Source organism: Streptomyces sp. NPDC006430, from assembly GCF_040612395.1.
In the GTDB taxonomy this organism is placed as follows: domain Bacteria; phylum Actinomycetota; class Actinomycetes; order Streptomycetales; family Streptomycetaceae; genus Streptomyces.
This window is the reverse complement of sequence record NZ_JBEXQA010000013.1, coordinates 57,210-83,347: the sequence shown is the minus strand read 5'-3', so window position 1 is coordinate 83,347 and position 26,138 is coordinate 57,210. Positions and strand designations below refer to the sequence as shown.

The window sequence follows — 26,138 nt, the reverse complement described above, 5'->3', positions numbered from 1 at the left end:
CGATAGATTCGGCCACCCTGACGGCAGCTGTGTCAGGTACGGCAGGTCCTTCCTACCCCCGCGGAGAACGGCTTCTCAATGAGCGACATCGTCAACGGACTTGGCCGCACCAGCGCCTTCGGCGCCCTCGGCCTGGTGCTGCTGATCCTCGGCATCGTCCTGGTGGACGTGCTGACTCCCGGGAAGCTCCCGAAGCAGATCTGGGAGGAGCGCAACAGGAACGCGGCCGTCATGCTGAGCTCGGCGCTCCTCGGCGTCGGCGGGATCGTCTTCACCTCGATCTGGACCACGTACGACGACTTCGGCAAAGGCCTGCTCTCCACCGCTGCCTTCGGGCTGCTCGGCCTGATCCTGATGGGCGTGGCCTTCCTGGTGCTGGACTGGGTGACCCCGGGCAAGCTCGGCGCCATCGTGGTCGACCCGGTGCCGCACCCGGCGGTCTGGGTGACGGCCTCCTGCAACCTGGCGGTGGCCGCGATCGTCGCGGCCTCCATCGCCTGAGCCGTTCCCCGGGCACGCCGAGGGCGCCGTTCCCACAGGGAGCGGCGCCCTCGGCCCCTGGCGTTGTGCCGCTGCTACGCCAGACCCAGTGCGAACAGCGCGAATCCGGCCGCCAGTAGCCCCGCGACCGCCCGCCGCAGCCCCGTGGCTCGGACCCACGGCTCCTCGAACCGGCGCGCGTACCGGGCGATGCCCACGAGCAGCGCCGCGAACAACGGCATCCACGCCAGCCGGGCCGCGATCCAGCCGAGGGTGTCCGGCGGCGTCGTCAGACCCGCGAGCCCTCCCGCGAACGAAGCGGGCACGGCCGCCGCCAGCATGGCCGTCTGGTGCCAGCAAAGGATCGTCATCGCGCACAGGTTGATCACGACCACCGGCGCCCACAGCACCGGCCGGGACAGCAGTTTCGCCAGCCGGTCCCGCAGCAGCATCGCCGCCCCCGACTGGACCGCGGCCAGGGCCAGCACCAGCAGCGAGGGCGGGTGCGAGTTGGTCCGCGTCCCGCCCGGCACGCCGACCATCGACGCCGGGTAGTGGAAGAGGACCAACAGCGCGGCGAACAGGACCGTTCCGCCCACCAGCAGGAGCCGGGCCCCGCGTCGCCCGATCCGCCGCTCGCCCCAGGACACGCCCAGCTGGTACGCGAACAGCCAGCCCGGCAGGATGTTCAACAGGGCCAGCCAGGCGGGCACCGAGTCCGCGAGCGGCCCGTAGCGCAGGAAGTCCACCACCGCGACCGAGACGAGCAGCGGGGCCGCCGCCCATCCGCCCAGCCGGTGCGCCGCCCGCACGCAGTACGGGGTCAGAGCGGTGACCACCACGTACACCCCGACGAACCACAGCGGCTGGATCACCAGCGTGGCCCCGGTCCGCAGCGTGGCCTCCGGCACCCCCGCCGCGTACAACACCGGCGCGGCCAGAGCCCACACCGCGGTGACCCCGAGCACCGGCCGCCCCAGCCGGGCGACCCTGCCCTTCAGCCAAGCCGCGACCGATCCCGTGCGGCGTCGGTAGGAGAGCACCGAGGCGTACCCGCCGACCAGGAAGAAGATACCGAGCATCTGGAGCACCCAACTGGCCGGGGCGAGTGCGCCGAAAGCGGAGAGCGGGCTGGCGTTGTGCAGGCCCCCCTCCGCGTCCAGGGTGAACCCGCCGAGCAGCCAGTGCCCGGTCGGCACGGCCAGCAGCGCGAGGGCGCGCAGCCCGTCGACGGCCCGGTCGCGGTGCGCGGGGGTCCGCCGCTCGATCCGGTCCGCCGCGTCCTTCAACAGGGTCGGTGTGCTCATCGGACTTCCCCCTTGGCGATCGCGGCGAAAGCGGCCAGGGACCGGGTGCCCGGTACGAGATAACCGGTGTGGCCCTGCACGTCGGCGGCGGGCACCGGGCGGGCACCGAAGGCGGCGGAGGCCGGATCGGTGCCGTGGCCGATCCCGGCGAACCGCACGTTCGGTACGTCGGCGATCCAGTCGGAGGGGCCGCGGGCGGCCCAGACACGGGCCCGGGTGTGCAGGTCGGCGGCCGTGTCGGCGCGCATGCCGGGGGAGCCGAACACGACGAGGTCGGTGGCGTCCGTGCGGCGGGCCGCCAGGCCGCCGACCACCGACCCGTAGCTGTGGCAGAACAGCACCGGGTCGGGTGCGCCGATCGCGTCGAGGCCTGCGGTCAGCCGGGCCAGCCGGTCCGCCCCCGCTGCGGCGAGCCGCCCGGCGGCCGCGTCCAGACCGACGCCGACGGGGGTGGTGTAGCCGGCCCACGCCACGACCGCGATGTCCTCGCCGGCCGCGGCGCGCAGCGAACGGGCCATACCGGCCGGCCCGGTGTGCGGCGCGCGCTTCGCGTCGTACGTGGTGGCGTCGCTGTCCGAACCGGGCACGATCACCGAGACGTGCGAGGCGCCCTCCAGGTCCCCGAACACCTCGGCCACCTGGCCGCGACCGCGCGGATCGAACGCGAGGACCTGCCGGTGCGGCGAGGCGAGCGAGGCGTAGCGCGCCTCACCGGTGGCGAGGACGGCCAGCCGGTTGGCTTCGTACCGCAGGGCGACCGGTGCTCCGTCGAGATTTCCCACCACCAGCGGGTGGCTGTGCACGAGTTCCCGACGCCCCCGGTCGTCGAGCCCGGCGAAGAATCGGGCCACGTCGTACGGCGACGCGCTCGCCGGGTCGGGAAGCGGCCGGCCGGACGCGGCGTCGGCCCGCCAGGCCGCAGTACCCGGCGGCGGCCCGGTCACCGCCTGCTGGCTGTCGCCGGAGGCCCATCCGGCGGTCCCGGCGGTCACGGTCACCGTCAGTGCGGCCGTGACCAGCGTCCTTCCGAAGCGGCGCATGCCCCTTCTCCTCTCCTCGTGTCGAGGAGGAAGGTAGGAAGGAGGTCCCGGGCCGTACGTCGAACCCTGGAGCCAAGTCGTAGTTCATACCCCAGTAGGGGGTGGAGGAGATCTGCCGGGCGTCAGCCGCTGTCGCCCGGCCGCACCAGCCCGGCCTCGTACGCGAAGATCACGGCCTGGGCCCGGTCCCGCAGGTCGAGTTTGGCCAGCACCCGTCCGATGTGCGTCTTGACCGTCTGCTCCGCCAGCACCAGGTGCCCGGCGATCTCCTGGTTCGACATCCCGCGCGCGATGAGCTCCAACACCTCGGTTTCCCGTGGGGTCAGCCCGTTCAGCCGCAACGACGGGTCCTTGCGCGGGGCCGGCCGCTGCTGGACGAAGTCCGCGATCAACCGCCGGGTCACCGAGGGCGCCAGCAGCGCCTCGCCCGACGCGACCACCCGGACCGCCGCGATCAGGTCGGCCGGCGGCGCGTCCTTGAGGAGGAATCCGGACGCGCCGGCGCGCAGCGCCTCGTACACGTAGTCGTCGATGTCGAAGGTGGTCAGCATCAGCACCCTCGGCCGGTGGACGACTCCCGGCGGCGGGCTGAGGATCTCCCGGGCCGCCGTGAGCCCGTCCATCTCCGGCATCCGTACGTCCATCAGCACCACGTCCGGGTGCACGGTGCGGGACACCTGCACCCCCTGACGCCCGTCCGGTGCCTCGCCCACCACGTCTATGTCCGCCTGCGCGGACAGCAGGGCGGCGAACCCCGCCCGCACCATGGCCTGGTCGTCGACGATGATCACGCGGATGGTCAACTGGGGTCCTCTGTGAGTGCGTTCAGGGGAAGACGGGCGGCGACCCGGAAGCCGCCGTCGGGCAGCGGGCCGGTGTCCAGCGTTCCGCCGGTCAACCGTACGCGCTCCCGCATCCCCACCAGGCCGTGCCCGGTGCCCGAACTCTCCAGCGGCACGACGGCGTCCCGGGCCGGGCCGTTGACCACGAGGACGAGGACCTCCCGGGCGTCGTGCGTCACCGAGACCTGCGTCCGGGCACCCGGCGCATGCCGCACCACGTTCGCGAGGGCCTCCTGCACGATCCGGTACGCCGAAAGGTCCACGGCCGGCGGAGCCGCCTGAGCCGCCCCGGCGGCGAGGGACAACTCGACCGGCTGCCCGGCCCGTACGGTCGCCTCCACCAACTGCTGGAGCCTGCCGATACCGGGCTGCGGGGCCCGCTCGCCGCCCGCCCCGCCCGTCCCGTACTCGCCGTCCGTCCCGTACCCGCTGTTCGACCGGTCACCGCGCAGCACGGTCAGCAGCCGCCGCATCTCGCCCAGCGACTCGCGTGCACTGGCCGCGATCGCCGCGAACTCCTCCTGGACCGGCTCCGGCATGCCCGGCAGCCGGTACGGCGCGGAATCCGCCTGCACGGTGATCACCGACATGTGGTGGGCCACCACATCGTGCAGTTCCCGGGCGATCCGCGCCCGCTCCTCCAGCAGGGTGCGCCGGGCCCGTTCGGCCTCGCTGATGCTCTCCTGCTCGGCGATCCGCTGCTGGGCGTCGCCGAGTCCGCGCACCGCCCCGGTCAGGGCGAGGAAGGCCCCGCTGAGCACGAAGAGCAGGGCGATCGTGGTGGTCACGCCGTCGGGCTCGTAGAAGCCCAACACCACCCCGACCGCACCGGTCACCAGCCAGACGCCGACCAGCGTCCGGATGGACTCGCGCAGCCCCAGGCAGACCATCAGCAGCAGGTAGCCGACGATGCTCATCGGGGTCCACGGCCAGGTGTGCCCGGCCACCTGGTCGGCTTGGGTCAGCACGACCGCACCAACCGTGTCCGCGATCAGGACCAGGCCCCACGCGGGCAGCGGCCGTGTCACGGCCAGCAGCAGCGGAACGGTCTGCGCCACCCCCAGCGCTCCCGCCCAGCCGCCGCCCGCCTTGTAACCGTTGGTCAACACGGTGATGGTCGACGGCAGCAGCGCCAGCACGAAGGCGGTGACCACGGCGTAGGGCAGCACGCGCTGCCATCGCTTCGGCGCCCGTGCGAACAGCGGCTGCGCCGCCCGGGCGGGCGTGCGCAACACCACGGTGAACCGGATCGGTGCACGGGACCCCCGCGCGGCAGCGGACGTACGGGTGCGGGTCTCGGCGCGATCGCTCATGATCGGTCCAGCCTATGCGCCAGCGGCCCGCGAGTCGGGTACGAGTACGCTGCTCGCGGTCGATCACGGGGGAGCGGTACGCATGGGCGGGGCAGCCGCAGTCGAGAAGCTCGTGCCGGTGCTCCTGGCCTTCGGCGGCGGGGTGCTACTCGCCCGCCGCAAGACCGTCCCGGCCGAGGCCTCCAAGGCCTTCGCCGACTACGCCTTCCTCTTCGCCGTCCCCTGCTACCTCTTCGGCAACATCTACGCGAGCGACCTCGGAGCCCTGTTCAACTGGCGGGCCATCGGAGCCTACGCCGCAGCTGCCGGCCTCGCGGTGCTCGCCGTCTCCCTCACCGCGGGCGCCTACGGCATGCGGGAGCCCCGCGCCGTGGCGCTGCGCGTGATGGCCGGAGTCCAGGTGAACACGGCCTACTTCGCCGTCCCCGTGTTCATCACCTTCTTCGGGACGGCCGCGCCCATCTTCCCCGTGCTGCTGTTCCAGGTCTGCGTGCTCTCCCTCGTCATCATCTCCATCATGGAACTGGGCCGTGCCGGCCCGGCCGCCGGCGGTCCCGGGCAGCGGCTCGCACGGGCCGTCGCAGCCTCCCTCGCCACCCCGCTCGTCCTCGCCTGCAACGCCGGGATCCTGCTCAACCTGCTCGCCGTGCACGTCCCGAAGGCGGTGCTCGGCGGGGCCGCGTTCGTCGGGGACAGCGCCTCGCCGATCGCCCTCTTCGCCCTCGGCCTCCACCTCGGCGGACTGGGGCTGGACGTCCGGGGCACCAGCCGCGAGGAGCTCGCCCTCATCGCCTTCAAGTGCCTCGCCTTCCCGCTGCTGGCCTGGGCGGTGTGCGGGCTGCTGTTCGGCGTACGGGGGCAGTGGCTGACGTACCTCGTTCTGATCGCCGCGATGCCCACTCCGCAGAACCTGTTCGTCTTCGCCCAGCGCTACGATGTCGGCGTGGACCTCTCCGCCTCGCTCGTGATCAAGAGTTCGGTGGTCTCCCTGCTCCTGCTCCCCGTCTGGTGGCAGGCGGTGGCCCCATGAGCGCGCCGCCCCGAGCCACCGCCGCCGTCACCCTCGGACTCCTGGTCGCCTGGACCGTGCACGACCTGGAAGAGGTGGCGACGATGGCGCGCTGGTCCCGCACCCGGGTCCCCGTGCTGCGCGAGCGTCACCGCAGGGTCCCCGACCGGCTCTGGGACCGCCTGGGAACCGTCGACGGCCGGGAGTTCGCGACCGCCGTCGGGGTCATGGGGCTGGTGGTGGCCGCGGCGGCCGTCGACGGGTACCGCAGCGGCGGCCGGTCCGCCTTCTACCAGGCCAGCCTGAACGCCTTCGGCCTGCACGGCCTCGTCCACCTCGCGCAGTCCGTCGCCACCCGCGGCTACACCCCGGGCGTGGCCACCTCGCCTGTGGCCGTCGTCCCCTTCACCCTGTGGGCCCGCAGCCGGCTGCGGCGCGCCGGAGTGCTGCGGCCGGCGCGGGCGCGGGACGCGGTCCAGGGGCTGGCCCTGGCCGCCGCAGCCACCGTCGGGGCGCGCGCCGTGGCCCGGCGGATCCGGTGACGTCCGCTTTCGTTCCTCCCGGGGACTTCGGTCGTTGACCCTGCATGGAGCTGTTGCCGACCATCGCGGCGCCGGGCGTCGGTGAACGGGCCGACGCCGCGGCCGATGCCGCCTGCCACCTCTACGACGCCGTCGCCCCCTGGAGCTCCGCCGAGCCCGGCGGGTGGAGCCGTACGGCGGCCGAGGACGCCGCCGAGACCATCGAGACGACCGCGCACGCGCTGGCGTACGCCCATCCGCGGGCCGAGGTCATCCTGGCCCCGGTGCACGCCGCCCTCGCCGACCTGCGCCGCCAACTCGGACTCCCGCGCGCCGAGCAGCTGACCGTCGAAGGGCTCTCGGCGACCCCGCGCACGGTGGGCAACCCGCGGCGGACCCGCTGGGCGCGGGTGCTCACACCGCGCCTGCCCCGGCAACCGCCTGCGCGTACAACTTCCTGATGTCCGCGCCGAAGTAGGAGCTGTACGAGGTGTCGGCGGTGTCCCCGCCCGTCTTCCAGCCGCCGATGACCCCCACGACGTCCCCAGTCTCGGTCACCTTGTCATAGTTCTTCAGGAAGGGGCCCCCGCTGGTCCCGCCGGGGTATCCGGTGCAGTCGATCCGCAGGAACGATCCTGGGATGCCCGGATCACTGCTGGTGAACTTGGTCGTGCGGTTCACGCACAGGCGCGGGCGCGCGGCGGATGCCGGGTAGCCGATCAGCGACACCTTCGCGTGCTCGTAACCGGCGCCGGTGACCAGACGGTTCCCACCGACCACCTCCTCGACGGGGAAGCCGTCGGCGTCCGGCCCCACCTGCGCGAACGCGACGTCGAGGGTGGCCCCCTTGTCGGCGCCCAGGCTCTTGTAGCGCGGGTCGATCCACACCTTCGACCGCCCGTCGGCGGCGCGCAGCACCGGGAACATGCCGTACGGCTGCGGGTTCGCCGCGGTGTACAGCGGCACGAAGGCCACCTGCCGGGCATCCGTACCGAGCAGGCAGTGCGCCGCACTGAGCACCAGGTTGTGGCCGGGGGAGGCGACCACGCTCGCGGTGCAGAAGTAGGCGCCGCCGCCCTTCATCACGAACATCCGGCCCACGACCGGAATCCCGTCGAAGTCCTGGCCGGTGCCGGGGCCGGTGGCCGCAGCCGCCGTGGGCGTCACGGGGACGGCGGAGGCCATCCGGTCGGCCGTCCAGAAGGTCTCCGCCTCACGGGCGGACCACTTGCCGGGCGGCGGCATGGCGCTTCCGGCCTCGGCTACGGGCAGTGGCCCGGCCGGCAGTAGCAGGGCGGCCGCCACCGTCGCCACGGTCAACGTACGTCGCATGTCGAGCTCCTCTAGATGGCCTGCGGGAAGCGGAACAGCCGGCCCGGGTCATAGGTGCGCCGGACCTCTTCGAGGCGTGCGAGATTCGGCCCGTAGTAGGCCTCGCGCCAGGTGGACAGTCGGGGATCGATGTAGTTCTGGTAGGCACGGCCGCTCGCCCAGGGGCGCAGGTCCCGCCACAGCCCGTCCAGCCAGCCCTGGTGCCGGGCCACTTCGGCGGGTGTCGCGGACTCGGGCCAGTAGGCGAGGTACTGGGTGAGGAAGGCACAGTCGCGGTGCACGAACGCGGTGTCGGCGGCGGCCGGCCGGTTCACCGCCCCGCCGCAGTCCCCCGTGAACTGCACGACACCGAACCCGCCGGCCGGCACGCCCTGCCCGTACCGACGGACGGCGGACAGCACCGCGGCGACCGCCGCGTCCGGCAACCCCGCCCCGGTCCAGAAGTCGCAGCGCCCGCCGTACCCGTCCCGGCCGATGCGTCCCTGGGGGGTCCGGCCGGGCAGCGAGCCCGGCAGATGGCACTGCGCGGCGCTCTCCTCCAGGCACCCCGACATGGCCCGCAGGGTCTCCTCGTAACCCCGTACGACGATCCAGCTGTCCCGCGGGGGCTTCCCGACCAGGTCGGACAACCGGGTCAGCTCCCGGTCGAGCTCCGTGCGCCCGTCGAAGCAGAGCACCCGGACGGCGGGGGCCGGCACCGGTCCGGCCCCGAAGACGAACTCGACCTGGCTCCAGAAGGGCTCCGGCAGCGCCCCGAGCCAGCGCTGCCAGCCGCGCAGCACGGCGGCGGAGTCGGCTTCGGACCAGTGCAGTTCGGCCTGGGCGCAGCCGTCTGCCGGGTGGGTGCGGAAGCGGAACTCGGTGACCACCCCGAAGTTGCCGCCACCACCGCCGCGCAGCGCCCAGAACAGCTCCGGGTCCCGCGTCGCGTCGACCTCGCGCACCACCCCGTCGGGGGTGACCACGGTCGCGCCGGTGAGCCGGTCGGAGGTGGTTCCGTACGCCCGGGACACCAGGCCCAGTCCACCGCCGAGGGTGAGTCCGGCGATCCCTACAGTGGGGCACAGCCCGGTGGGGATGCCCAGGCCACCGGCGGCGAGGGTCCGGTTGACGTCGCCGAGCCGCGCCCCGGCGCCGATCCGCACACCGGCCCCCTCGACCGTCAGCCGGTCCATGGCGCCGACGTCCACGACGAGCCCGCCGTCCCGGGTGGACCAGCCGGCGTAGCTGTGGCCGCCGCTGCGCGGCACCACGGGGACGGCGGAGCGGCGGGCGAACTCCAGACAGACGGCAACGTCGGCGGCGTGCGCGGGATAGGCCACCGCACCCGGGGCGATGGCGTCGTACCGGGGTTGGAACAGCTGCCGGGCCTCGGGGTAGTCGTGGTCGCCCGGCACCACCACCCGCCCGTCGATCCCACGGGCGAGCGCGGCGTAGTCCGGGCCCCGGGCGGGCGCCCCCGCTCCGATGGCTGCGAGGACGACCGCGGGCGCGCTGCCCAGCAGCCGGCGGCGGTGGAGGCTCATCCCTCCTTCCTGCCATCGCCCGGGCCGATCGGGGCGAAGGCGGGCCCACGGAGTCCCGGTTGCCGCCCGAACGGCCCAGGGGTCGCCGGCCGTCCACGGTCGTACCTCGGTCGTACCTCGGCCGCCCGCGCCAAGTCGTCCGGGCCGGGCCCCTCTCGCCCGCCGGCCCGTGCCCGGCGGTGGCCGGCCCCCGTGGTGCGCCGGCGCACCGGCGGTCCGTTTCCCACCCGGAGGCGGTCCGTCCGGGTCCGGTTCGATCACCGGGGCTGCGATGGGCCCGGGAGATGAGTACGGTCTGCCCATGCAGATCGACGGAGCCGGCAGGCAGCAACGAGGGCATGTTCTTCTCATAGCGGGCGATGCCGCCGTGCGGCGGCGGACCGTTCAGCTCGCGCCCAGCGCCAATCTGGCCGCGCTCGGAGTGCTGCCCGTACCGGTGCTGCTGGGCAGCGAGGTCCCCAGCGACACCACCTACCTCGACGGGGCCCGCGATCCGAACACCGTGCTGATGAGGCTGCGCACGGCCGCGGCCACGCCCGGACCGCTCCTCGTCTACCTGTCGGGCCGGCTCACCCTCGACCGCCGCGGGAACCGCCTCCACCTCGCGCTCGCGGGGACCACGTCCTCCAGCGTCCGCTACACGGCGCTTCCCTGGGACTGGCTCGGGACCGAACTCGGGGCCCGGCCGTCCGGGCCGACCACGGTGGTGCTCGACCTCGTCGCCGACAAATCCGCGTGGCCGCTGCTCCAGGAGTACGGGAGCCTGCCCGCCCCGCCCTCCGCCGAGGTGTACGGGGTGGTCGTCCCGCCCGCCTTCGCAGGCGGCGAGGACCGGGTGAGCTCGTACACCCGCCACTGGATCGACCAGCTGCGGCGCAGCCCCACCCGTCCCACCCACCTGCAATTGCACGCCTTCGCCGTCGGGGCCGCCGCGCTGCCGCCCGGCACCCTCGTCCTCCCGGCGACGCACGAGATCGGCGCACCGGCCCCGCAGGCGCACCGGGAACAGACGCCGGACCCGCGGCCGCACATCCACGCCCTCGCCGCCGGTGGGCAGCACCAGGAGGCGTCCGCGCTCGCCCAGGCGTGGCAGCAGCACGTCGTGCAGACCCACGGGAACGCCTCGCCCGAGGCCACCCACTGGGCCGAGATCCGCGCCGACCTCGCCCGCATGGCCGGCAACTACCGGTCGGCGACCCAACTGTGGATCGATGCCGGGCGCACCCGCCTGGAACACCAGCACCCGGACGCTCCCGAAGTCCTCGCAGCCGCCGCCGGCGCCCTCTACTGCTGGACCCAACTCAAGGACCGGGCGGCGGCCCGCGACACCGGCCCCGAACTCGTCCACCTGCTGCGCGCCCTGCCGAGCATCGAGCCGCGCCTCCTGCGGCTGACCCAGCAACGGTTGGAGGTGTTGGAGGGTACAGCCGCCCCGGCCGTGTCCGCGCACGCGGGCCCGCACCCGCAGGCCGGCCTGGACTACGCGGACACGCGCTAGGGGGTTTTACGGGCCAGGAGGAAGCCCTGGGGGGACTTCTCCTGGCCCGCGGGCTGCCGGACCAGGCGGGCCACCTCGACCAGACCCGCCCCGGACAGCAGTTCGGCGATCAGCTCCGGTGGGGTCCAGTAGACGTCCAGGTCGACCGGATGGCCGTACGCGTGCTCCAGCCGGACCCGCTCGTCGCCCACCTTGAACGCGATCAGCAGGTGGCCGCCCGGCGCGAGAACCCGGGCGAACTCCTCGAACAGCGGTCGCAGTTCCCCCGGCGGGGTGTGCACCGTCGAGTACCAGACCAGGACCCCGCCCAGCACCGCGTCCGCCACGTCCAGCGCCGCCATCGAGCCCACCTCGAAGCGCAGACCCGGATAGGTCTTGCGGGCCACGGCCACCATCGCCGGGGACAGGTCGACACCGAAGGCCCGGACCCCGAGTCCGTCCAGATGGGCCGTCACACGCCCCGGGCCGCAGCCCAGGTCCGCGACCACCCGCGCCGCGCCGCCCTCGCCACCGCGCACGCACTCGGCGAAGGCCGCCAGCATGGCCCGGTCGAGCGGCCTCTCGACCAGTGTCGTGCCGAGCAGCCGGGCGTAGTCGACGGCGACGGCGTCGTAGGACGCCCGAACGGAGTTCAGGTACGAGGTCTCCTTCATGCTCCGTGACCCTAGCCCGCCCGACCCCGCCGCTCACCCCCAGCCAGCGGATTGTCGAGTTCCGCCCATTGGTCGCCCGGGATTCCGGGGCTCAGTCGCATCAGCGTCAGAGCCTTGGTCGGCAGTGGCGCGCTGAGCAGGGCCTCGGTGTCGGCGCTCGCCGGAAGGCGGACCGCCTGGGACAGCGCCTCACCGAAGGCCGCGGCCGAGCCCGCCGTGGCCCCCAGCGTCCCGGTCAACAGGGAGCCGAAGAGCTTGCGCCGCAGCAGGGTCACGTCATCGGTGACCAGCCGGCCCGAGAGGGGCGGCACCGGCAGGCCGTGCCGGGCGAGCCGGTCCGGGCTGATGCGGATGTCGGCGAGGTCGCGGTAGACCAGCCGCAGCGGGTCGCCGGTCGCGGACAGGACGACGAGGAGGTTCTGACCGTGTGCCTCCAGGGCGACTCCGAGGTCCAGCACCCGCAGGCACACGGAGAGCGCGAGGCGGGCGAAGGCGGCCCGCCAGGACGCCGCGCGTGCGAACGGCGCCCCGGCCAGGGACGCCACGGGTACGACCCGCTCGCCGGCGGCGGCGTCCGCGTACACCTCCGGGGGCTCGCGGAGCACCGCTGCAAGATCCGGGCCGTGCGCGGTGGCGGCGCCGAGGGTGCGCGTGATGTGCAGCCGCCCGTCGAGCCGCTCGGACAGGGCCTGCGCGAAGGCGGAGACCGCGGCCGCCGTTTCGATCGAATAGCCGGAGATGTCCCGTACGGAGGAGGTCAGTCGGGTGCTCAGCGCCGTCTTGACGTGGGGGCCGCCGGCCACCGGGGCGAGGGTGCGCAGGGCCATCAGAGGATGCGCGCGGAGCCCCGGGCCCGCCACCAGCGGCCCCGGGCCCGCCTGTCTCAGGACGTGTTCCGCCTGCCACGGGTGCACCGGCAGCAGGAGCCGGTCACCGTCCCGCAGCTCGGTCGGCCACGCCCCCCTGACCAGGCATTCCTCGGCCCGTACGGCGACCAGTGCGAGCTCGACGACCGGCCGGTGCTCGGGCGCGTACGCCAGTTGCTCGGCCACCGAGAAACCGGGCCGCGAACGACAGTTCGGGTGGTACGGATGTCCGTCGACCACCCGTTGCTCCCACTCCCGGGTGGTGTGCGGAGCCGGTTGTCCCGTTGTCGGCTGCCCGGCCCGGGACAGCGCCAGCGAGGCGGTGCTGTCGTCGAGCTCGGCGGCGAAGGCGGCCCCGTTCGGCACCCCCAGCGCCGCCACCAGCCGCCCGGCCTGCCGGTACGGGACGCCGTCGAGCAGCACCTCGGTCACGTAGGGGGCGGTCGCGTACGGGTCCGGCAGGGGGCCCTCCAGCCGTCGCCCCCCGGGCAGCAGGAGCCTCAAGCCGTCCGGCCCGCGTTCGCGGCGTTGCACCCACGGCAGAGGTTCGAAGGCCAGTGCCCGCCACAGCCGGGTGAGCACGGCGGCCCTGGCGCCGCCGAGCGCGGCGCCGTACGCGGCGTGGAGGCAGGGGCGCACCTCGGCCAGTTCGGCGGATGCGGCCTCTTCGGCCGGCGAGGCGGGGAGGTTCATGCTGGGGTCCAGGGCCCTGTTCCTCTCACGGGTGACTCGGTGATCACTTCATCATCGCGGATACTGAAGATCACGGCCGGCGGTACGTCCCGCGAACCTCCGGCGCACTGGATGGACCGAATGGAATTCGTGGACCTCAACGCCGCAGCCGACGCGTACGCCGCAACCCCCCTGCTGAACTGTCTGCTACGGGAAGCGGCGGACCCCGCCGAGGAGTTCGCCGAAGGCGTCCACCGACTGCGCGGCAGCGGCAGACTGCTGCGGGTGCGGGGCGGACGCCGGCCCGTACGCCCCGAACTGCGCACCGCGGACGGCTGGCATCCGCTCACCCACACCGAGCTCGTCAAACTGACCGCCGACGAACTGCACCGTTACACGGGCGCGCCGAACGACGAACTCCCGGTCGAGATCGCCGACAGCCGTGCGGCCGTCGCCGCGCTGCTCGCCACCCGCGCCGCGGCCACGCCCCCGCAGGACCCGTACGTCCTCTCCGAACAGTCCCTGGTCATGGGGCACCCGCACCACCCCGCGCCCAAGGCCCGGGGCGGCGCGCCCGCCGCGAGCTGGCTGCCGTACGCACCGGAGGCCCACGCCCGCTTCCCGCTCGTCTTCCTCGGACTGCGCGAGGACCAGGTCGCCGAGGAGGGCGGGGCGCCCGCCGCCGAGGCGATCGACGCACTGGCCGATCTGCTCGACGGCCCGCGCCCGCCGGCCGGCTACCAGCTGCTCCCCGCCCATCCCTGGCAGTTGGACCTGGTGGCCGGCTCGGACGCGGTCTGCGCGGCCTTCGCCGACGGGCGACTCGTGCGGCTCGGCCGGGGACGGCGGCCGACCTGGCCCACCGCCTCGATCCGAACGCTGTACGTGCCCGGCGGCGCGGGACGCACCGCCGACCTCTTCGCGAAGTTCAGCCTGGACGTTCGGATCACCAACGACGTGCGCCGGCTCTGGCGGCACGACCTGCTGAAACTGCGCCGCACGGACGCCGCCGTCGAGGCCGGCTTCGCCGAGCTGCGGCGCTGCGGTTCCACCGCGGCCTGGCTCGCCGACCGCGGGTACCGGACCGCCTCCTTCGCCTTCGAGGAGCTCGCCGTTCTCGTCCGCGACGGCCTGCACGGGCACGTGGCGCCGGGGGCCACGCCGCTGGCGGCGGCGGCGCTCGCCGAGGGTTTCGCCGGCAGCCCGCTGGCCGCGACCGCGGACCCGGCCGGCTGGTGGCGGGCGTACCTGCGCCAGGTCGTGCCGCCCGTGCTGGACCTGTTCGCCCGGCACGGCGTCGTACTGGAGGCCCACCTGCAGAACAGCCTCGTCGCCGTCGACGCGCAGGGCATGCCGGTGCAGGCCCTGTTCCGGGACGCGGAGGGCGTCAAACTCCTGCCCGAACTGGACCGTGCGGTTGCCTGGCAGCGGCTGGTCTACTGCCTGGTGGTCAACCACCTGACCGAGGTCGCGGGGGCCCTCGCCGAGGAGCACCCGGAAGTGGCGGCCCTGGTGTGGCCGGCGGTGCGCGAGGAGTTCCTCCGCTACGACGCCCGACGCGGCCTCCCCGAGATCGGCGAGCTGCTCCGCGCCCCCGCCCTGCCGGCCAAGACGAACCTGCTGCTGCGCTGGACCCGGGCGGACGGCGCGGATGCGCGCTACCTGCCGTTGGCGAACCCGCTGCGTGGTGAGGCGGTCGTCTGAGGACGGTGGCGGCCCAGCCGTACCGCGCGGGCCGCGGCGGGCCCGCGGTGCGGCGGGTCCGCCGCGGCCGGGTCCGCCCGCCTGACCTGGCCGCCTGACCTGGCCGCCTGACCTGGCCGCCGCCGGGCCCGTCGGGGGCGCTGCGGGCTCGACGGGATCCGGCCAACGTGGTCCGGGCCGGACCGATCCCTCCACCCACAGGTATAGACCAATGCTACGTTGGTTGGGTAGACCGCGCAGTTCTTGATCGCCCGTCAGAGGAGAAGCCATGCCCTCCCCTTCGTGGGACGGCGGCCCGACCGCCGTGCCCAAGTACCAGCGGATCGCCGCTTCGCTGCGGCGCGACCTTGAGCGCGCCGCGCAAACCCCCGGCGGCAGACTGCCCTCCGAACGCACCCTGGCCGCCCGCTACCAGGTCAACCGACAGACGGTGCGGGCCGCACTCCAACGCCTGCGCGAGGACGGCCTCATCGTCACCGAACGCCGGGGCACCCGGCCGGCCGTCGAAGCCCTCGCGGCCCCCCGCCGGACAGGCGTACCCGCTGCCTCGCCCACGCCGCCGCCCGCACCGCCCACCCCACCCGCCACCAAGGGCGCCTCCACCGCCGCGCCCACCCAGAGCTGGCTCACGCTGGTCACCGTGCCGCCCTTGCTCGCCGTGCTGCTCGGCATGCGGGGCGGGGACCGGACCCTGGTTCACCACCGCCGCGTGCGCGGCCCGTCGGGGGAGACCCTCCAGCACGCCGTCACGTACCTCTGCCCGCGGGTGACCGTCGAGGCCCCCGAACTCGCGCGCTACCGCGACCGCGCGGCGGCGCGCGACGAGGACCTCGGCCCCCTGCACCGGTGGCTCGACCGGGCAGGTGAGCAGGGGCGGGTCGTCGAGACGCTGACCATGACCCGCAGCACGCCCGCGCCGGCCGCAGCTGCGGCTGCCGCCTGCGGTCTGACCGTACGCCGCACCCTGCGCGACGACACCGGCCGGCTGCTCGCCGTCACCGACCTCTCGTTCCCCACCTGGGACCGGCTGACCTTCCACCGGGACCGTGCGGTGGGCGAGTTCCGCGTCAGCTGACGGTGGGCGGGCTGGACGGTGGCAGGCGGCCGGGCGGGCCGGGGTGGGCCGGGCGCGCGAGTGGGCCGGGGCCCGGTTGGGGGGCGCTCAGGTGCCGGCGTGGATGTCCCCGGTCGGTGGGGACAACGAAACTGGCGTACCTGATCGACCTGAACGGACAGACCGGAACGGCTGCCCGCCCGTGCGACCAGAAGATGGACTACGTCCTTCACGCCAAGGACCAGGTGCTGATGCCGGCCCAGGTGTCCGCGCGGGTCAACGCCCACCGTGCGACCGGCACCGCCTTCGAGGCCACCGTCCGTCCCGAACAGCTGACCCCCTGAGACGGGAGCGCTCCCCTCCGCCCCGGAGCCTCCCGTCGCCTTTGACCGAGGAGGGACCGGCAATGGGAATCGCCTCCGCGCAGCCGCGGAGGAGTGCGGGGGTCCTCCGGCAGTGATACTGGCTGTCATGACAGGCACCTCCGGCGCGCTCGCCCCGTTCGCACGGATCAAGATTCGGGTCGGGGCGCTGGTGTTCTGCGGCGGCGACGTCGCACTCATCCGCCGAGACCGCGCCGATTCCACGCATTACACCCCGCCCGGCGGTAACGTCGAGGGCAGCGAAGACCTCTTCGCCGCCCTGCGCCGCGAACTCGCCGAGGAACTCGACCTGGACATCGATCAGGCCGATGGCGGTGAACTCCTGTGGGTCATCGACCAGCGTGTCACCCGCCCCGGCCCCACCCCACCGCCGCGAAAGCTCCACCTGATCTACCGCTTCCACGTCACCCCCGAAGTCCGCGCCACCCTCGCGGAACAGGAGCTGGACGAACTGCCCGACGGTAGCCACGAAGTCGGCGCGATCGAGTGGATCGACTACCGTGCGACCGACGAGCTGCCGATGTTTCCGCCGATCGGACCTGCCCTGGCGGCCCTGGCCCACCCGCGCGCCACCCCCACCGACGCCGCCCTCGCGGCCGTCACCGACGAGAACTACACCTGGGTTTGAGCCCGGCCCGTCCCGCCACGGGCCCTCCGGGCCGGCGGGTGGTTGTCGGGCCGCACGCCGAGTCGAGCGAGGAGTCGGTTGTCTGCGGGGCCGTGATCGAGGCGGTCAACGGGGCGGTCGGCGCCTATCGTGCGCGGATCCACTCCCAACCCGGCAAGGCGGCCCCGGACGCGGCACTGATCGGGCAGTGGCGTGAGCGGAGGGCAGCGTCTGCCCGGGCGCGCGAGCAGCTGCCGGACCTACGAGCAGGCCTTCGGTCGGCCACCTCGCCGTCCTCCGCCGCGTCGGGGGCGAGCCGTGGTACGCCAACCGCCGTGATGGCGCCAGCCGGTGGCAACAGCCGCCCGCGTCGTCGGCGGTCGAGACCGAACGCGTCCCGAACGGGCTGGTGTGCCGCACCGCATCGACTGGTCGGCCCGGCTGAAGCCGGCCCCCTCGGAGGCGTCCAGCCCCGGGACGCGTCCAGCGGCTGCACCGCCGTGTGACGAGGCGAACATTCGAGGGTTCGATCCTGCCGGGTGTCCGCTCGGAACAGACGCTTCAGGGGCCCCGTACAAGGGTGTTCAGGGTGGGGAGCGCGTCCGGCGGGTTCGCGCGCGTGCGTATGCGCCCGCGCGTATAAGTGGACTCCCTCATTTCCGGCAATTATTGACGTATAACCTGAAAGAGGCCACCATCTACGGCAGTCAAGGACCCGCACCGCAAGCCGACAAGCCCAAGGAGCGAACCCCATGCCCGCCCCTGCCCCGTCCGCCACTTCCGAAACCGCCGCAGTCGTACCCCATCCCCGCCGCGGCGTCCAGGCCGCCTCCAGGATCGCGGACCTGCCCCGGATCGAGGAGCCGAGGGAGGTGGCCCCCGCGGATGCCAGGGAGCTTTCGCGGGTGTTCTTCCGGCGGCTGCGCCAACTGGCCGAGGGTACGCCGGAGCACCAGTACGTCCGCAACGCGCTCATCGAGATGAACGCCTCGCTCGTCCAGTACGCCGTCCGCCGCTTCCGCGGCCGAGGTGACGGAGGCGACATCGAGGACATCGTCCAGGTCGGCACCATCGGCCTGATCAAGGCGATCGACCGGTTCGATCCGGCCCGCGAGAACGAATTCGCCACCCTGGCCATGCCGTACATCACCGGCGAGATCAAACGGCACTTCCGCGACACTTCCTGGGCCGTCCGCGTCCCGCGCAGGCTCCAGGAGCTGCGCATCGACATCGCCAAGGCGAAGGAGGAGCTGACGACCGCGCTCGACCGCTCGCCCACGGTCGCGGACCTGGCGCGCCACCTCTCCCTCACGGAGGAGGAGGTCATAGACGGGCTCGTCGCGGCCAACGGCCACACCAGTGGCTCCCTCGACGCCCCGCACACGGTGCACGCGGAGCGCGGCGACGGCTCGGGCGACGGTCACACCCTGGCCGACGTCATGGGTGCGGAGGAACCGGCCCTGGAGCGCGTCGAGGACATCCAGACCCTCGCACCCCTCCTCGAACAACTCACCGACCGTGAGCGCCGCATGCTGCAGATGCGGTTCGGCGAGGAGCTGACCCAGGCGCAGATCGGCGCCGCCCTGGGGATCTCGCAGATGCAGGTCTCGCGCCTGCTGACCCGTCTGCTCGCCCATCTGCGCGCCTCCATGCTGGAGGACCCGCAGGCCGAACCGGATCCGCAGGGCACGCACCGGTCCTGAGGGGGCCGCTGCCGGCCGGCGCGCCCCGCCCGTGAGGTGGGTCACCTGTGCGTCGATGCCGTCGTGAGGTGGGTCACCTGCGCGTTTACCTCGAAGGGGTCCGGGCAGTCGCGGATCCGGAGCGGCCCCTTCCGTCGATCCTGGAGCGGCCGGCGGAAGGGTGCGGCAGATCCCGCACCGCTCCACGGCCCCGCCCGGCCCCACCGGCCGGCGCGGGCCGTATCCGGTACGACCCGCGAGGTGTATGTGTTCACGCTCCACGCCGAGCACGTGTACAAGGTGTTAGGAAGATGACCCGGCGACGCGGTCCGCGACGCGCTCCGAGACGGGACGGGCCGCGAGGAGCTCCGCGCCGACGGCACGACCGCCGCTGTGATCGACGCCTCGTTCCTCGTCGAGCCCGGCGAGATCTTCGTCGTCATGGGTCCGTCGGGATCGGGCAAGTCCACCCTGCTGCGCATGCTCATCGGACTGCTGGAACCCACTGCGGGGCGCATCCTGTTCGACGGCCAGGACCTCACTTCGCTCTCCCGGCGTGAGCTGCGCCACGTGCGATCCACGAAGATCAGCATGGTCTTCCAGCACTTCGCCCTCTTCCCGCACCGCAGCGTGCTGGAGAACGCCGCCTACGGGCTGGAGGTGCAGGGCGTCGCCCGCGCCGAGCGCGAGCGCCGCGCCACTGAGGCACCGGCGCCCACGTGTACCCGGCCCGCGACTCAGCCGGTCAGGACCCGATCGGGTGTCCCGGCCCCGGCCGTCCCGCCCGTCCCGGCATCCCCGACGTCCCCCGCCGGCCCGGTTGCCGCACGGCTGCCGCGCGGCCGGACCGGCCACCACAGGGACCGGCCCAGCAACGCGGCCAGCGCGGGCACCAGCACGATCGACAGCACGAACGCGGAGAGCAGGATCCCGAGCGCCGTCGCGAAGCCGATCTGCTGGGTCGACGGGGCCGGGTTGACGGCGAGGCTCCCGAAGGAGGCGGCCAGTACGAGGCCGGCCGTGGCGACGGCCGGCGCGGTGTGCCGGACGGCACGGGCCACCGCGGCGCGCGCCGGACCAGGGCGTTCCATCTCCTCCCGGATCCGGTCGGTCACCAGGATGTTGTAGTCGGTGCCCAGCGCCACCACGAACAGGAACAGCACCAAGGGCAGCGAGAAGTCCACGCCCGGCCGCCCCAGCGCGTGCTGGAAGACGAGGGTGGAGGCGCCCAGCGTGGCGGCGAAGCCCAGCCCGACCGCGATCATCAGGACCACCGGCGCGAGCAGGCTGCGCAGCAGGAGGAGCAGGATCAACGCGATCAGCGCCGCCGCCACCGGGAAGACCACCTTCAGATCCTTGCCGACCGCGGTCGAGATGTCGGCGAAGATCGCCGCCGTTCCTCCGACGTGCGCCTCGGTGCCGGCCGGCCGGTGCGCCGCGACCGCTGCCCGGATCGGCCCGGAGACCAGGTCACGGGCCTCCTGGCGCTGCGGGTCGGCCGTCGGGAACAGATCTATCCGCGCCGCCCGTCGGTCCTCGCTCAGCACCGTCGCGGCCACCTTGCCCACCCCGTCCACCGCGGCCAGCGCCGTGGACAGCCCGCCGAGCCGGTCGACGGTGAGCGTGCCTCCGTCGGTGGCCGTCACGAACACGCTGGTCGGATCCGACACACCGGCGGGCAGGGCGCGGGAGATCTCGGCGGCGGTGCCGGCCGCGGCGGTGTGCCCGGAGCCCGGTCCGGTCTGGCCGTAGTCGATCCGCATGCCCGCCAGGCCCGCGGCCAGCGCCCCGAGCAGGGCCACGGCGGCGAGGATCCGGGCGAGCGGCCGGCGCGCCACCCCCTCGCCCGTCCGCGCCGCCGCATCCGCACGGGGTTCCCGGTTCATGGCGCGCGAGGGCCAGAACATCTTGCGTCCGCAGACGGCGAGGAGGGCCGGCAACAGCGTCAGACTGCCGAGCAGCATGACCAGTACGGCGATCGCGATCGCCGGGCCCAGCACCCGGAACTGGCCGAAGGTGGCCACGCCCAGGGTGGCGAAGGCCGCGACGATGGTCAGCGCCGCCGAGGTGATCGCCGTACCGACCCGGCCGGCCACCTCGGCGGCAGCCGCCCGGCCGGACTGCTCGGGCCGCGTCCGCAGCTGCTCGCGGAAGCGGAACAGCAGGAAGAGGAAGTAGTCGATGCCGATTCCCACCAGGACCACGCTGATCAACCCGGGTGTGGACGGGGAGAGTTCTATCCCGGTGAGGAGCGCCGCGCAGACGACCACCCCGGCCGCGGCGCCGCCGATGATGCTGACGGCGAGCAGCGGCAGCAGCGCCGCCAGGAAACTGCGGAACACCAGCACGTGCAGGAGCACGATCACGCCGAGCATCACGATGCCGACCACCGTCGACCGGGTCTTCTCGGCGTCATCGGAGTCCACCGTGTCCGCCAGCCCGCCGGTGAAGCCGGTCCGTAGGCCGGCCTCCTTGAACTCGGTCCGGGTGTGGTCCCGGAAGGCCCGGTAGGTGTTCTGGAGCCCGGGGTCCGTCGGGTTGCCCTTCAACTCGACGGACAACAGCCGGAAACTGTGGTCCGGAGCCGTCATGGCGGGGCTCACCCGGGGTGTTTGGGAGTGGTCCTGGACGAACGGCGGGTCGTCCTTCGTCGTAGGCATGACGATCCGCCGCCCGGCCAGCTTCGCGGCCTCGGCGTCGATCCGCCGTTCGTCGGCCTCGGTGAGCGGGGCACCGTCGGTCCGGGCCACCAGGACGGTCAACGGATTGGCATCTGGCCGCACGCCGAAGTGCTCCTCGGCAACCTTCAGCGCGGCGGCCGAATCGTAGGTGGCGGGCAGGAATTCCCCGGTACTGGGCTGCGTGGCGCGGAAGACGAGTACCTGACCGAGAACGGTCAGCGCCATGCCGACCACCGCCCAGAGCGCGATCACCTTCCACGGATTTCGGGTCGCGAACCCGGTCAGAGCGCGAATCACAGGGGCCTCCGTACGTGTCACTGGTCCGGGGATTCCCGGATGCCTTCCAGCCCACCACTTGCCGGGCCCCGAAACGTCGTGGCACGGGAGGACCTCGACCCAGGACCACGGTCCGGTCCGCCCGCCGGACCGGGACCGTGGTCCTGGTCCGCGGTCCACCCCCGGGCCCGCAGCGCGGGTGGCCGCCGCTGGGAGAATGGATCACGTACGCGACCTGCGAGAAGCATCCGTCCGGGCTCGGGCCCGGGCCCGGGCTCCGGCGACGAGGGGGAGGACCAGTGCGCATGCCCATGCGTAACGGCGGAGGAAGGGGCGGCGGGGCGCGCGGCCCGCGTCCTGGCGCCGACGCCTTCACGTGGACGCGTAACGACGCGCTCGTCTCCATCGGGACGGCTGCCGTGGACCTCAGCGGATACTCCATCGTCACCGCGGGCGAGGGGCGTCCGCTCACCGTGGGCGCCCTGGTGATCCTGGTCATGGCCGCGTTGTGCCTGCTCACCCGGCGTCGCCACCCGATGGCGACGCTGGCCGCAGTCGTCGCCTCCAGCGTGCTGCTGAACCTGGCCGTCCCTCTGGACCACCACTTCAGCGCGAGCCTTGCCGTCGCCCTGTACTCGGTGGGGCGGGTCCGTCGTCCGGTCGTCACGGCCGTGGCCGGCGCCGCTTGCGTACCGCTGTCCCTGATCGGGCAGAACGGGACGGCCGCCGCGTGGGTCGCCGCCGCCCTCGCCAACGCGATCGCGGTCCTCCTCACCGCGGGCGCCGGAGTGGCGATGGGCCGCTGGCACCGGGAGGTCGAGGCCAACCGCACCCTGCTCGCCGATCGCGCCGTCGCCGAGGAACGCCGCAGGATCGCCCGGGAGCTGCACGACATCGTCGCCCACCACATCACGACGATGCAGCTGATGGCGGGCGGGGCCCGGGCCAATCTTGTGCACGATCCCGCGGCGGCCCGAGAGGCCCTGATCACCCTCGAAGGGTCCGGCCGGATGGCGCTGGGCGAGATGCGGCAACTGCTCGACGTGCTGCGGGCCGGGGAGGAGCCGGAGTCGAGCCCGCCGGCGCCGCAGCCCGGGACCGAAGACCTCGCCCGAATCATCACCGAGTCCCGGCTGGCCGGAACGGAAACCGAGTTCACCGTGGACGGTCCGGTGCGCGTACTGCCGCCGATCGTGGGCCTGACCGTGTTCCGGATCGTGCAGGAGGCCCTGACCAACACCCGCAAGCACGCGGGGCAGGCACGGGCCCGGGTTCGGCTGACGTACCGTCCGGACGAGGTGGCCGTGGAGGTGTGCGACGACGGCGCCGGGGCCCGTAAGGCAGCTCCGCCGCCGGCGCCTTCTCGGTCGGGGACGCGCTCCGGCTACGGTCTGATAGGAATGCGTGAACGTGTCGCCCTGCAGGGCGGAACCCTGGAAGCCGCCACTGTCGACGGGGGCGGCTTCAGGGTCGTGGCCCGCCTGCCGCTGGCCGCCGGTGCGGGCGCTGCCGGGGCAGAGGGAGGGGAACACCACCGATGATCCGTGTGCTCATAGCCGACGACCAGCCGTTGGTGCGGAGGGGCCTGGCCCTGATCATGGCCCCCGACCCGGGGTTCGAGGTCGTCGGCGAGGCCGAGGACGGCGCCCGGGCGGTCGCCCTCGCCCAGGAGCTGAGGCCCGACGTGGTGGTCATGGACATCCGGATGCCGGTGTGGGACGGGGTCAAGGCCACCGAGGAGCTGGCGCGGACCCTGCCGGAGGCCCGGGTGCTGGCGCTCAGCACCTTCGACATGGACGAGTACGTCGTTGCGGCCCTGCGCGCCGGCGCATACGGCTTCCTCCCCAAGGACATCTCCCCCGAGGAGCTGATCGCGGCGGTCCGCGTCGTCCACACCGGAGAGGCCGCGGTGGCGCCGCGGTTGCTCACCCGTCTGATCTCCACCTACGTCCGGACCCCGCAGCAGTCGCGTACGACGACCGTGCCCCCGGCCGAGCTCACCCCGCGCGAGCTCGAAATCTGGCAGCTCATCGCGACCGGCCTGGACAATGCCGAGATCGCCCGGGACCTGGACATCAGCATCTCCACGGTCAAGAACCACATCACCGGCATCTTCGGCAAGTTGGGCGTCCGCGACCGCGCCCAGGCGGTGATCGCCGCGTACGAATCGGGCCTGGTGGTCGCCGCCGTCGGGAACGCGGTTCCGGCCGGGCCCGACGCCGGTTGATCGGCCGGTGCGTCCGGGGGCCGGCCCGTGGCACCGCGCCGGTCCGAGTGGGCCGGGTCCGAGCCGCGTGGTCACCGGTTCGCCCTGCCCGCCCCACCGATCCCGGCGGTCACCCCGCCGCCCCGCCCCCGTCATCGCCGCGGCGGCCACCGAGAGGGATCAGCGGGCGAGGAAAGCGGCGATCCGGTCGGCGAACGCCTCCTCGTCGAGGATCTCGATGCCCGCTTCCTCGGCCTTGGCCACCTTGCTGCCGGCTCTCGCCCCGGCCACGAGGAGGGTCGTCCGCCCGGACATGCCGCTCGCCGACTTCCCACCCGCCCGCTCGATCAGTTCGCGCACCTTGTCGCGCGTGTCGTACTCCGCCAGCGCTCCGGTCATCTTCCCGGTGACCACCACGGTCTGACCGGACAGCGGCCCCTCCGCCTCCGCGCCGTCGGCGGGTCGCTGCACCTGCGGCTCGGTGAGGTTGACCCCGGCCGCGGCCAGCTTGTCGATGACCGGACCGAGTTCCGCGAGCCGGGCGACGATCCCGGCCGCCTTGGCCTCCCCGACCAGTTCGACCTCCGTCATGGCGGCCGTGCCGGCGGCCAAGATCGCCTCCATCGTCCCGAAGTGGCGGGCTATCCGCCGGGACATGCCCCGCCCGGTGCCGATGACCCCGAGCGCGCAGAACACCCGGGCCAGCGGCCGTCCCTTGGCGGCCTCGATCTGCTCCAGTAGCTTCGCGGCCCGCTTCTCGCTCCCCGAGGCCTCCGCCAGCGCGGCGTGGTCCAGGGCGAACAGATCGGCCACGTCCCTGACCCGACCGGCCTCGACCAACGCCCGTACGTACGTCTCGCCCAGGCCGTCGATGTCCAGCTGGTCGCGCCCTGCGGCGTACAGGATGGCGGCGATCCGCCCGCAGTCGGCCGGCTGTGCACACCGCCACCGCTCCTGGCTCCGGTCGATGTCCCCCCGGCAACCGGGGCAGACGGCCGGGAGTGCGATCGGCCGCTCCTCGCCGGTACGCAGCTCCACCACCGGTGCCTCGATGCGCGGGATGATGTCGCCCGCCTTGTAGACCGTCACGGTGTCGCCGAGCCGCAGGCCGCGGCGCTCGATGTCGGCGGGATTGTGCAGGGTGGCGTGCCGCACCACCGAGCCGTCTATCTCCACCGGCTCCAGCACAGCGGTCGGTGCCAGCACCCCGGTGCGGCCCACCGCCCAGGTCACGTCGAGGAGCCGGGTGCGCCGCTCCACGGCCGCCAGCTTGTACGCCGTCGCCCAGTGCGGGTGGCGCGAGCCGGTCCCGGCCGCGGACTGCTCGGTCAGGGAGTTCAGCTTGATGACGACTCCGTCGATCCCGAAGGGCAGCCCGGCGCGCAGCGCAGCGATCCGCTCGACCTGCTCCTGCGCTTCGGGCGCCGTGGCCACCACCGTCAACCCGGCAGGGGTGGCCGCAGCCGTCTGTACGCCCGTCGCCGCGACGAAGCCCATCACCTCCGCATGCGTGGTCCCCGGCAGGACCGGGCCGCTCGCACCGCCGTCGAGCTCGACCGCACCGAAGGCCCAGAACGTCATCTCCACCGTGTACGGGCGGTCCTTGGCCCGCAGCGTGCCGGCCGCCCCGTTGCGGGCATTGGAGAACGCCCTGGCGCCGTGCGCGGCCCGAACCTCATTGGCGCGGTCGAACTGGGAAGTGGTCAACAGGACTTCGCCGCGCACCTCGAACGAGACGTCCGCCGCCAGTCGCTCCGGCAGCCCGACCACGGTCCCGATCGCGTGGGACACGTCCTCACCGCTCGTCCCGTTGCCCCGGGTGACGAGCTGGACCAGCCGGCCGTCGCGGTAGCGGGCGGCCAGCGAGGCCCCGTCCAGCTTCGGCTCCACCACGTAACCACCCGCGACCGGCGCGCCCAGCCGGCGCACCACGGACGCCTCCCAGTCGAGCAGGTCCTGCGGGCCGAAGGCGTTCGCCAGTGAGAGCATCGGCGCGGTGTGCGCCACCTCCCCGGTGGGCACCGCGCCCCCGGCCACCTTCCCGGTCGGCGAGGCCGGGTCGACGTGCTCCGGGTACTGCTCCTCGTACGCCTGGATCAGGGAGACGAGGAGGTCGAACGAGGCGTCGTCGAGCGGCGATTCCCCCGACCCGTAGTAGGCGGCGGAGGCCCTGATGGCCGTACCGATCGCGTCGGCGTACTCGTCTCGGTCGGTGAGGGCGGCAGCGGCAGGAGGGGTGGTGATCGTCATGCGTCGATCTTCGCGCAGGGGTCTGACAACGACCCCGGGCCGCGGGAGCACCACGGTCCGGACCGTGAACGACCCGGCCGTGTCACCACCGTCACCCGCGTGTGTCGGAGCCGGTCCCGGATGGGGTGGGGTAAGGAGGCGGCACGCCACTACGACGAGCGTCAGTCGGCCGGCCCGACGCTGGTGGTCGCAGTGACGAACCTCTTCAACCGCCTCTGCGGGGGAGGGCTCGTCGC

General features: G+C 73.5%; 22 protein-coding genes and 1 pseudogene. 13 read left to right on the top strand and 10 right to left on the bottom strand.

Translation table 11 applies throughout. The features are described from left to right. Positions 1-78: 78 nt before the first annotated feature. A complete protein-coding gene (locus ABZZ20_RS20435) occupies positions 79-501 on the top strand; it encodes a DUF350 domain-containing protein (RefSeq protein ID WP_356871419.1) in 423 nt (140 codons plus the stop codon). A gap of 74 nt (positions 502-575) precedes the next feature. Here ABZZ20_RS20435 and ABZZ20_RS20430 read toward each other — a convergent pair whose 3' ends face one another. From ABZZ20_RS20430 to ABZZ20_RS20415, 4 genes are all read right to left on the bottom strand, one after another. Beyond that, entirely contained in the window at positions 576-1,787 is a 1,212-nt protein-coding gene (locus ABZZ20_RS20430; RefSeq protein WP_356871417.1) for an acyltransferase, read from the bottom strand. Continuing rightward, on the bottom strand, positions 1,784-2,827 hold the full coding sequence (locus ABZZ20_RS20425; protein WP_356871415.1) for an alpha/beta hydrolase: 1,044 nt from the start codon (positions 2,825-2,827) through the stop codon (positions 1,784-1,786). Before ABZZ20_RS20425 ends, ABZZ20_RS20430 begins: the two co-directional genes overlap by 4 nt. A gap of 122 nt (positions 2,828-2,949) precedes the next feature. Next, complete coding sequence (locus tag ABZZ20_RS20420) at positions 2,950-3,630, bottom strand: response regulator transcription factor (protein WP_356871413.1); 681 nt, start codon at positions 3,628-3,630, stop codon at positions 2,950-2,952. After that, entirely contained in the window at positions 3,627-4,982 is a 1,356-nt protein-coding gene (locus tag ABZZ20_RS20415) for a histidine kinase (RefSeq protein ID WP_356871411.1), read from the bottom strand. Before ABZZ20_RS20415 ends, ABZZ20_RS20420 begins: the two co-directional genes overlap by 4 nt. 82 nt (positions 4,983-5,064) lie before the next feature. Here ABZZ20_RS20415 and ABZZ20_RS20410 point away from each other — a divergent pair, with 82 nt between their 5' ends. The 3 genes from ABZZ20_RS20410 to ABZZ20_RS20400 are packed head-to-tail and all read left to right on the top strand — an operon-like array spanning position 5,065 to position 6,973. Continuing rightward, entirely contained in the window at positions 5,065-6,012 is a 948-nt protein-coding gene (locus ABZZ20_RS20410) for an AEC family transporter (RefSeq protein ID WP_356871409.1), read from the top strand. Beyond that, complete coding sequence (locus tag ABZZ20_RS20405) at positions 6,009-6,533, top strand: HXXEE domain-containing protein (RefSeq protein WP_356871407.1); 525 nt, start codon at positions 6,009-6,011, stop codon at positions 6,531-6,533. The genes ABZZ20_RS20410 and ABZZ20_RS20405 overlap by 4 nt, the downstream gene beginning before the upstream one ends. A gap of 44 nt (positions 6,534-6,577) precedes the next feature. Next, positions 6,578-6,973, top strand: coding sequence for a hypothetical protein (locus tag ABZZ20_RS20400; protein WP_356871405.1), 396 nt, complete (start codon positions 6,578-6,580; stop codon positions 6,971-6,973). Here the strand turns inward: ABZZ20_RS20400 and ABZZ20_RS20395 are convergent. Together ABZZ20_RS20395 and ABZZ20_RS20390 are read right to left on the bottom strand one after the other, a co-directional pair. Beyond that, the gene (locus tag ABZZ20_RS20395; protein ID WP_356871403.1) at positions 6,927-7,844 is read right to left on the bottom strand and encodes a trypsin-like peptidase domain-containing protein; all 918 of its coding nucleotides are present in this window, start codon (positions 7,842-7,844) and stop codon (positions 6,927-6,929) included. The genes ABZZ20_RS20400 and ABZZ20_RS20395 overlap by 47 nt on opposite strands. An 11-nt stretch (positions 7,845-7,855) precedes the next feature. Then, positions 7,856-9,370, bottom strand: a complete 1,515-nt coding sequence (locus tag ABZZ20_RS20390; RefSeq protein ID WP_356871401.1) for an FAD-binding oxidoreductase — start codon at positions 9,368-9,370, stop codon at positions 7,856-7,858. Between the two features lie 301 nt (positions 9,371-9,671). On the opposite strand from ABZZ20_RS20390, the gene ABZZ20_RS20385 reads away from it, so the two are divergent. Continuing rightward, complete coding sequence (locus ABZZ20_RS20385; RefSeq protein WP_356871399.1) at positions 9,672-10,868, top strand: hypothetical protein; 1,197 nt, start codon at positions 9,672-9,674, stop codon at positions 10,866-10,868. On the opposite strand, the gene ABZZ20_RS20380 is transcribed toward ABZZ20_RS20385, so the two are convergent. Then, positions 10,865-11,521, bottom strand: a complete 657-nt coding sequence (locus ABZZ20_RS20380; RefSeq protein WP_356871397.1) for a methyltransferase domain-containing protein — start codon at positions 11,519-11,521, stop codon at positions 10,865-10,867. The genes ABZZ20_RS20385 and ABZZ20_RS20380 overlap by 4 nt on opposite strands. A gap of 11 nt (positions 11,522-11,532) precedes the next feature. Then, entirely contained in the window at positions 11,533-13,080 is a 1,548-nt protein-coding gene (locus ABZZ20_RS20375; protein WP_356871395.1) for an IucA/IucC family protein, read from the bottom strand. 111 nt (positions 13,081-13,191) lie between these two features. Here ABZZ20_RS20375 and ABZZ20_RS20370 point away from each other — a divergent pair, with 111 nt between their 5' ends. The 6 genes and pseudogenes from ABZZ20_RS20370 to ABZZ20_RS20345 form a co-directional block, all read left to right on the top strand. After that, positions 13,192-14,763 (top strand): IucA/IucC family protein, encoded by a 1,572-nt coding sequence (locus ABZZ20_RS20370; protein WP_356871393.1) that lies wholly within the window; start codon positions 13,192-13,194, stop codon positions 14,761-14,763. Between the two features lie 268 nt (positions 14,764-15,031). Then, positions 15,032-15,838 carry a GntR family transcriptional regulator gene (locus ABZZ20_RS20365; RefSeq protein WP_356871391.1) on the top strand — a complete coding sequence of 269 codons (807 nt, stop codon included), beginning with the start codon at positions 15,032-15,034 and terminating at the stop codon, positions 15,836-15,838. Between the two features lie 116 nt (positions 15,839-15,954). After that, complete coding sequence (locus ABZZ20_RS20360) at positions 15,955-16,161, top strand: hypothetical protein (protein ID WP_356871389.1); 207 nt, start codon at positions 15,955-15,957, stop codon at positions 16,159-16,161. 127 nt (positions 16,162-16,288) lie between these two features. Next, positions 16,289-16,828: an NUDIX hydrolase gene (locus ABZZ20_RS20355; RefSeq protein WP_356871387.1), complete on the top strand. Its 540-nt coding sequence runs from the start codon at positions 16,289-16,291 to the stop codon at positions 16,826-16,828. Between the two features lie 731 nt (positions 16,829-17,559). Then, positions 17,560-18,510, top strand: a complete 951-nt coding sequence (locus ABZZ20_RS20350) for a SigB/SigF/SigG family RNA polymerase sigma factor (RefSeq protein WP_356871385.1) — start codon at positions 17,560-17,562, stop codon at positions 18,508-18,510. 246 nt (positions 18,511-18,756) lie between these two features. Beyond that, positions 18,757-19,197 (top strand): annotated as a pseudogene (locus tag ABZZ20_RS20345) (ATP-binding cassette domain-containing protein); the annotation flags it as partial. A 29-nt stretch (positions 19,198-19,226) separates the two neighbouring features. On the opposite strand, the gene ABZZ20_RS20340 reads toward ABZZ20_RS20345, so the two are convergent. Then, on the bottom strand, positions 19,227-21,467 hold the full coding sequence (locus ABZZ20_RS20340) for an MMPL family transporter (RefSeq protein WP_356871383.1): 2,241 nt from the start codon (positions 21,465-21,467) through the stop codon (positions 19,227-19,229). 284 nt (positions 21,468-21,751) lie between these two features. Between ABZZ20_RS20340 and ABZZ20_RS20335 the strand changes: the two genes are divergently transcribed. Further along, complete coding sequence (locus ABZZ20_RS20335; protein ID WP_356871381.1) at positions 21,752-22,987, top strand: sensor histidine kinase; 1,236 nt, start codon at positions 21,752-21,754, stop codon at positions 22,985-22,987. Continuing rightward, a complete protein-coding gene (locus ABZZ20_RS20330) occupies positions 22,984-23,673 on the top strand; it encodes a response regulator transcription factor (RefSeq protein ID WP_356871379.1) in 690 nt (229 codons plus the stop codon). Before ABZZ20_RS20335 ends, ABZZ20_RS20330 begins: the two co-directional genes overlap by 4 nt. Before the next feature lie 159 nt (positions 23,674-23,832). Here the strand turns inward: ABZZ20_RS20330 and ligA are convergent, their stop codons facing one another. Then, on the bottom strand, positions 23,833-25,902 hold the full coding sequence (ligA, locus tag ABZZ20_RS20325) for an NAD-dependent DNA ligase LigA (protein ID WP_356871377.1): 2,070 nt from the start codon (positions 25,900-25,902) through the stop codon (positions 23,833-23,835). Positions 25,903-26,138 lie beyond the last annotated feature (236 nt).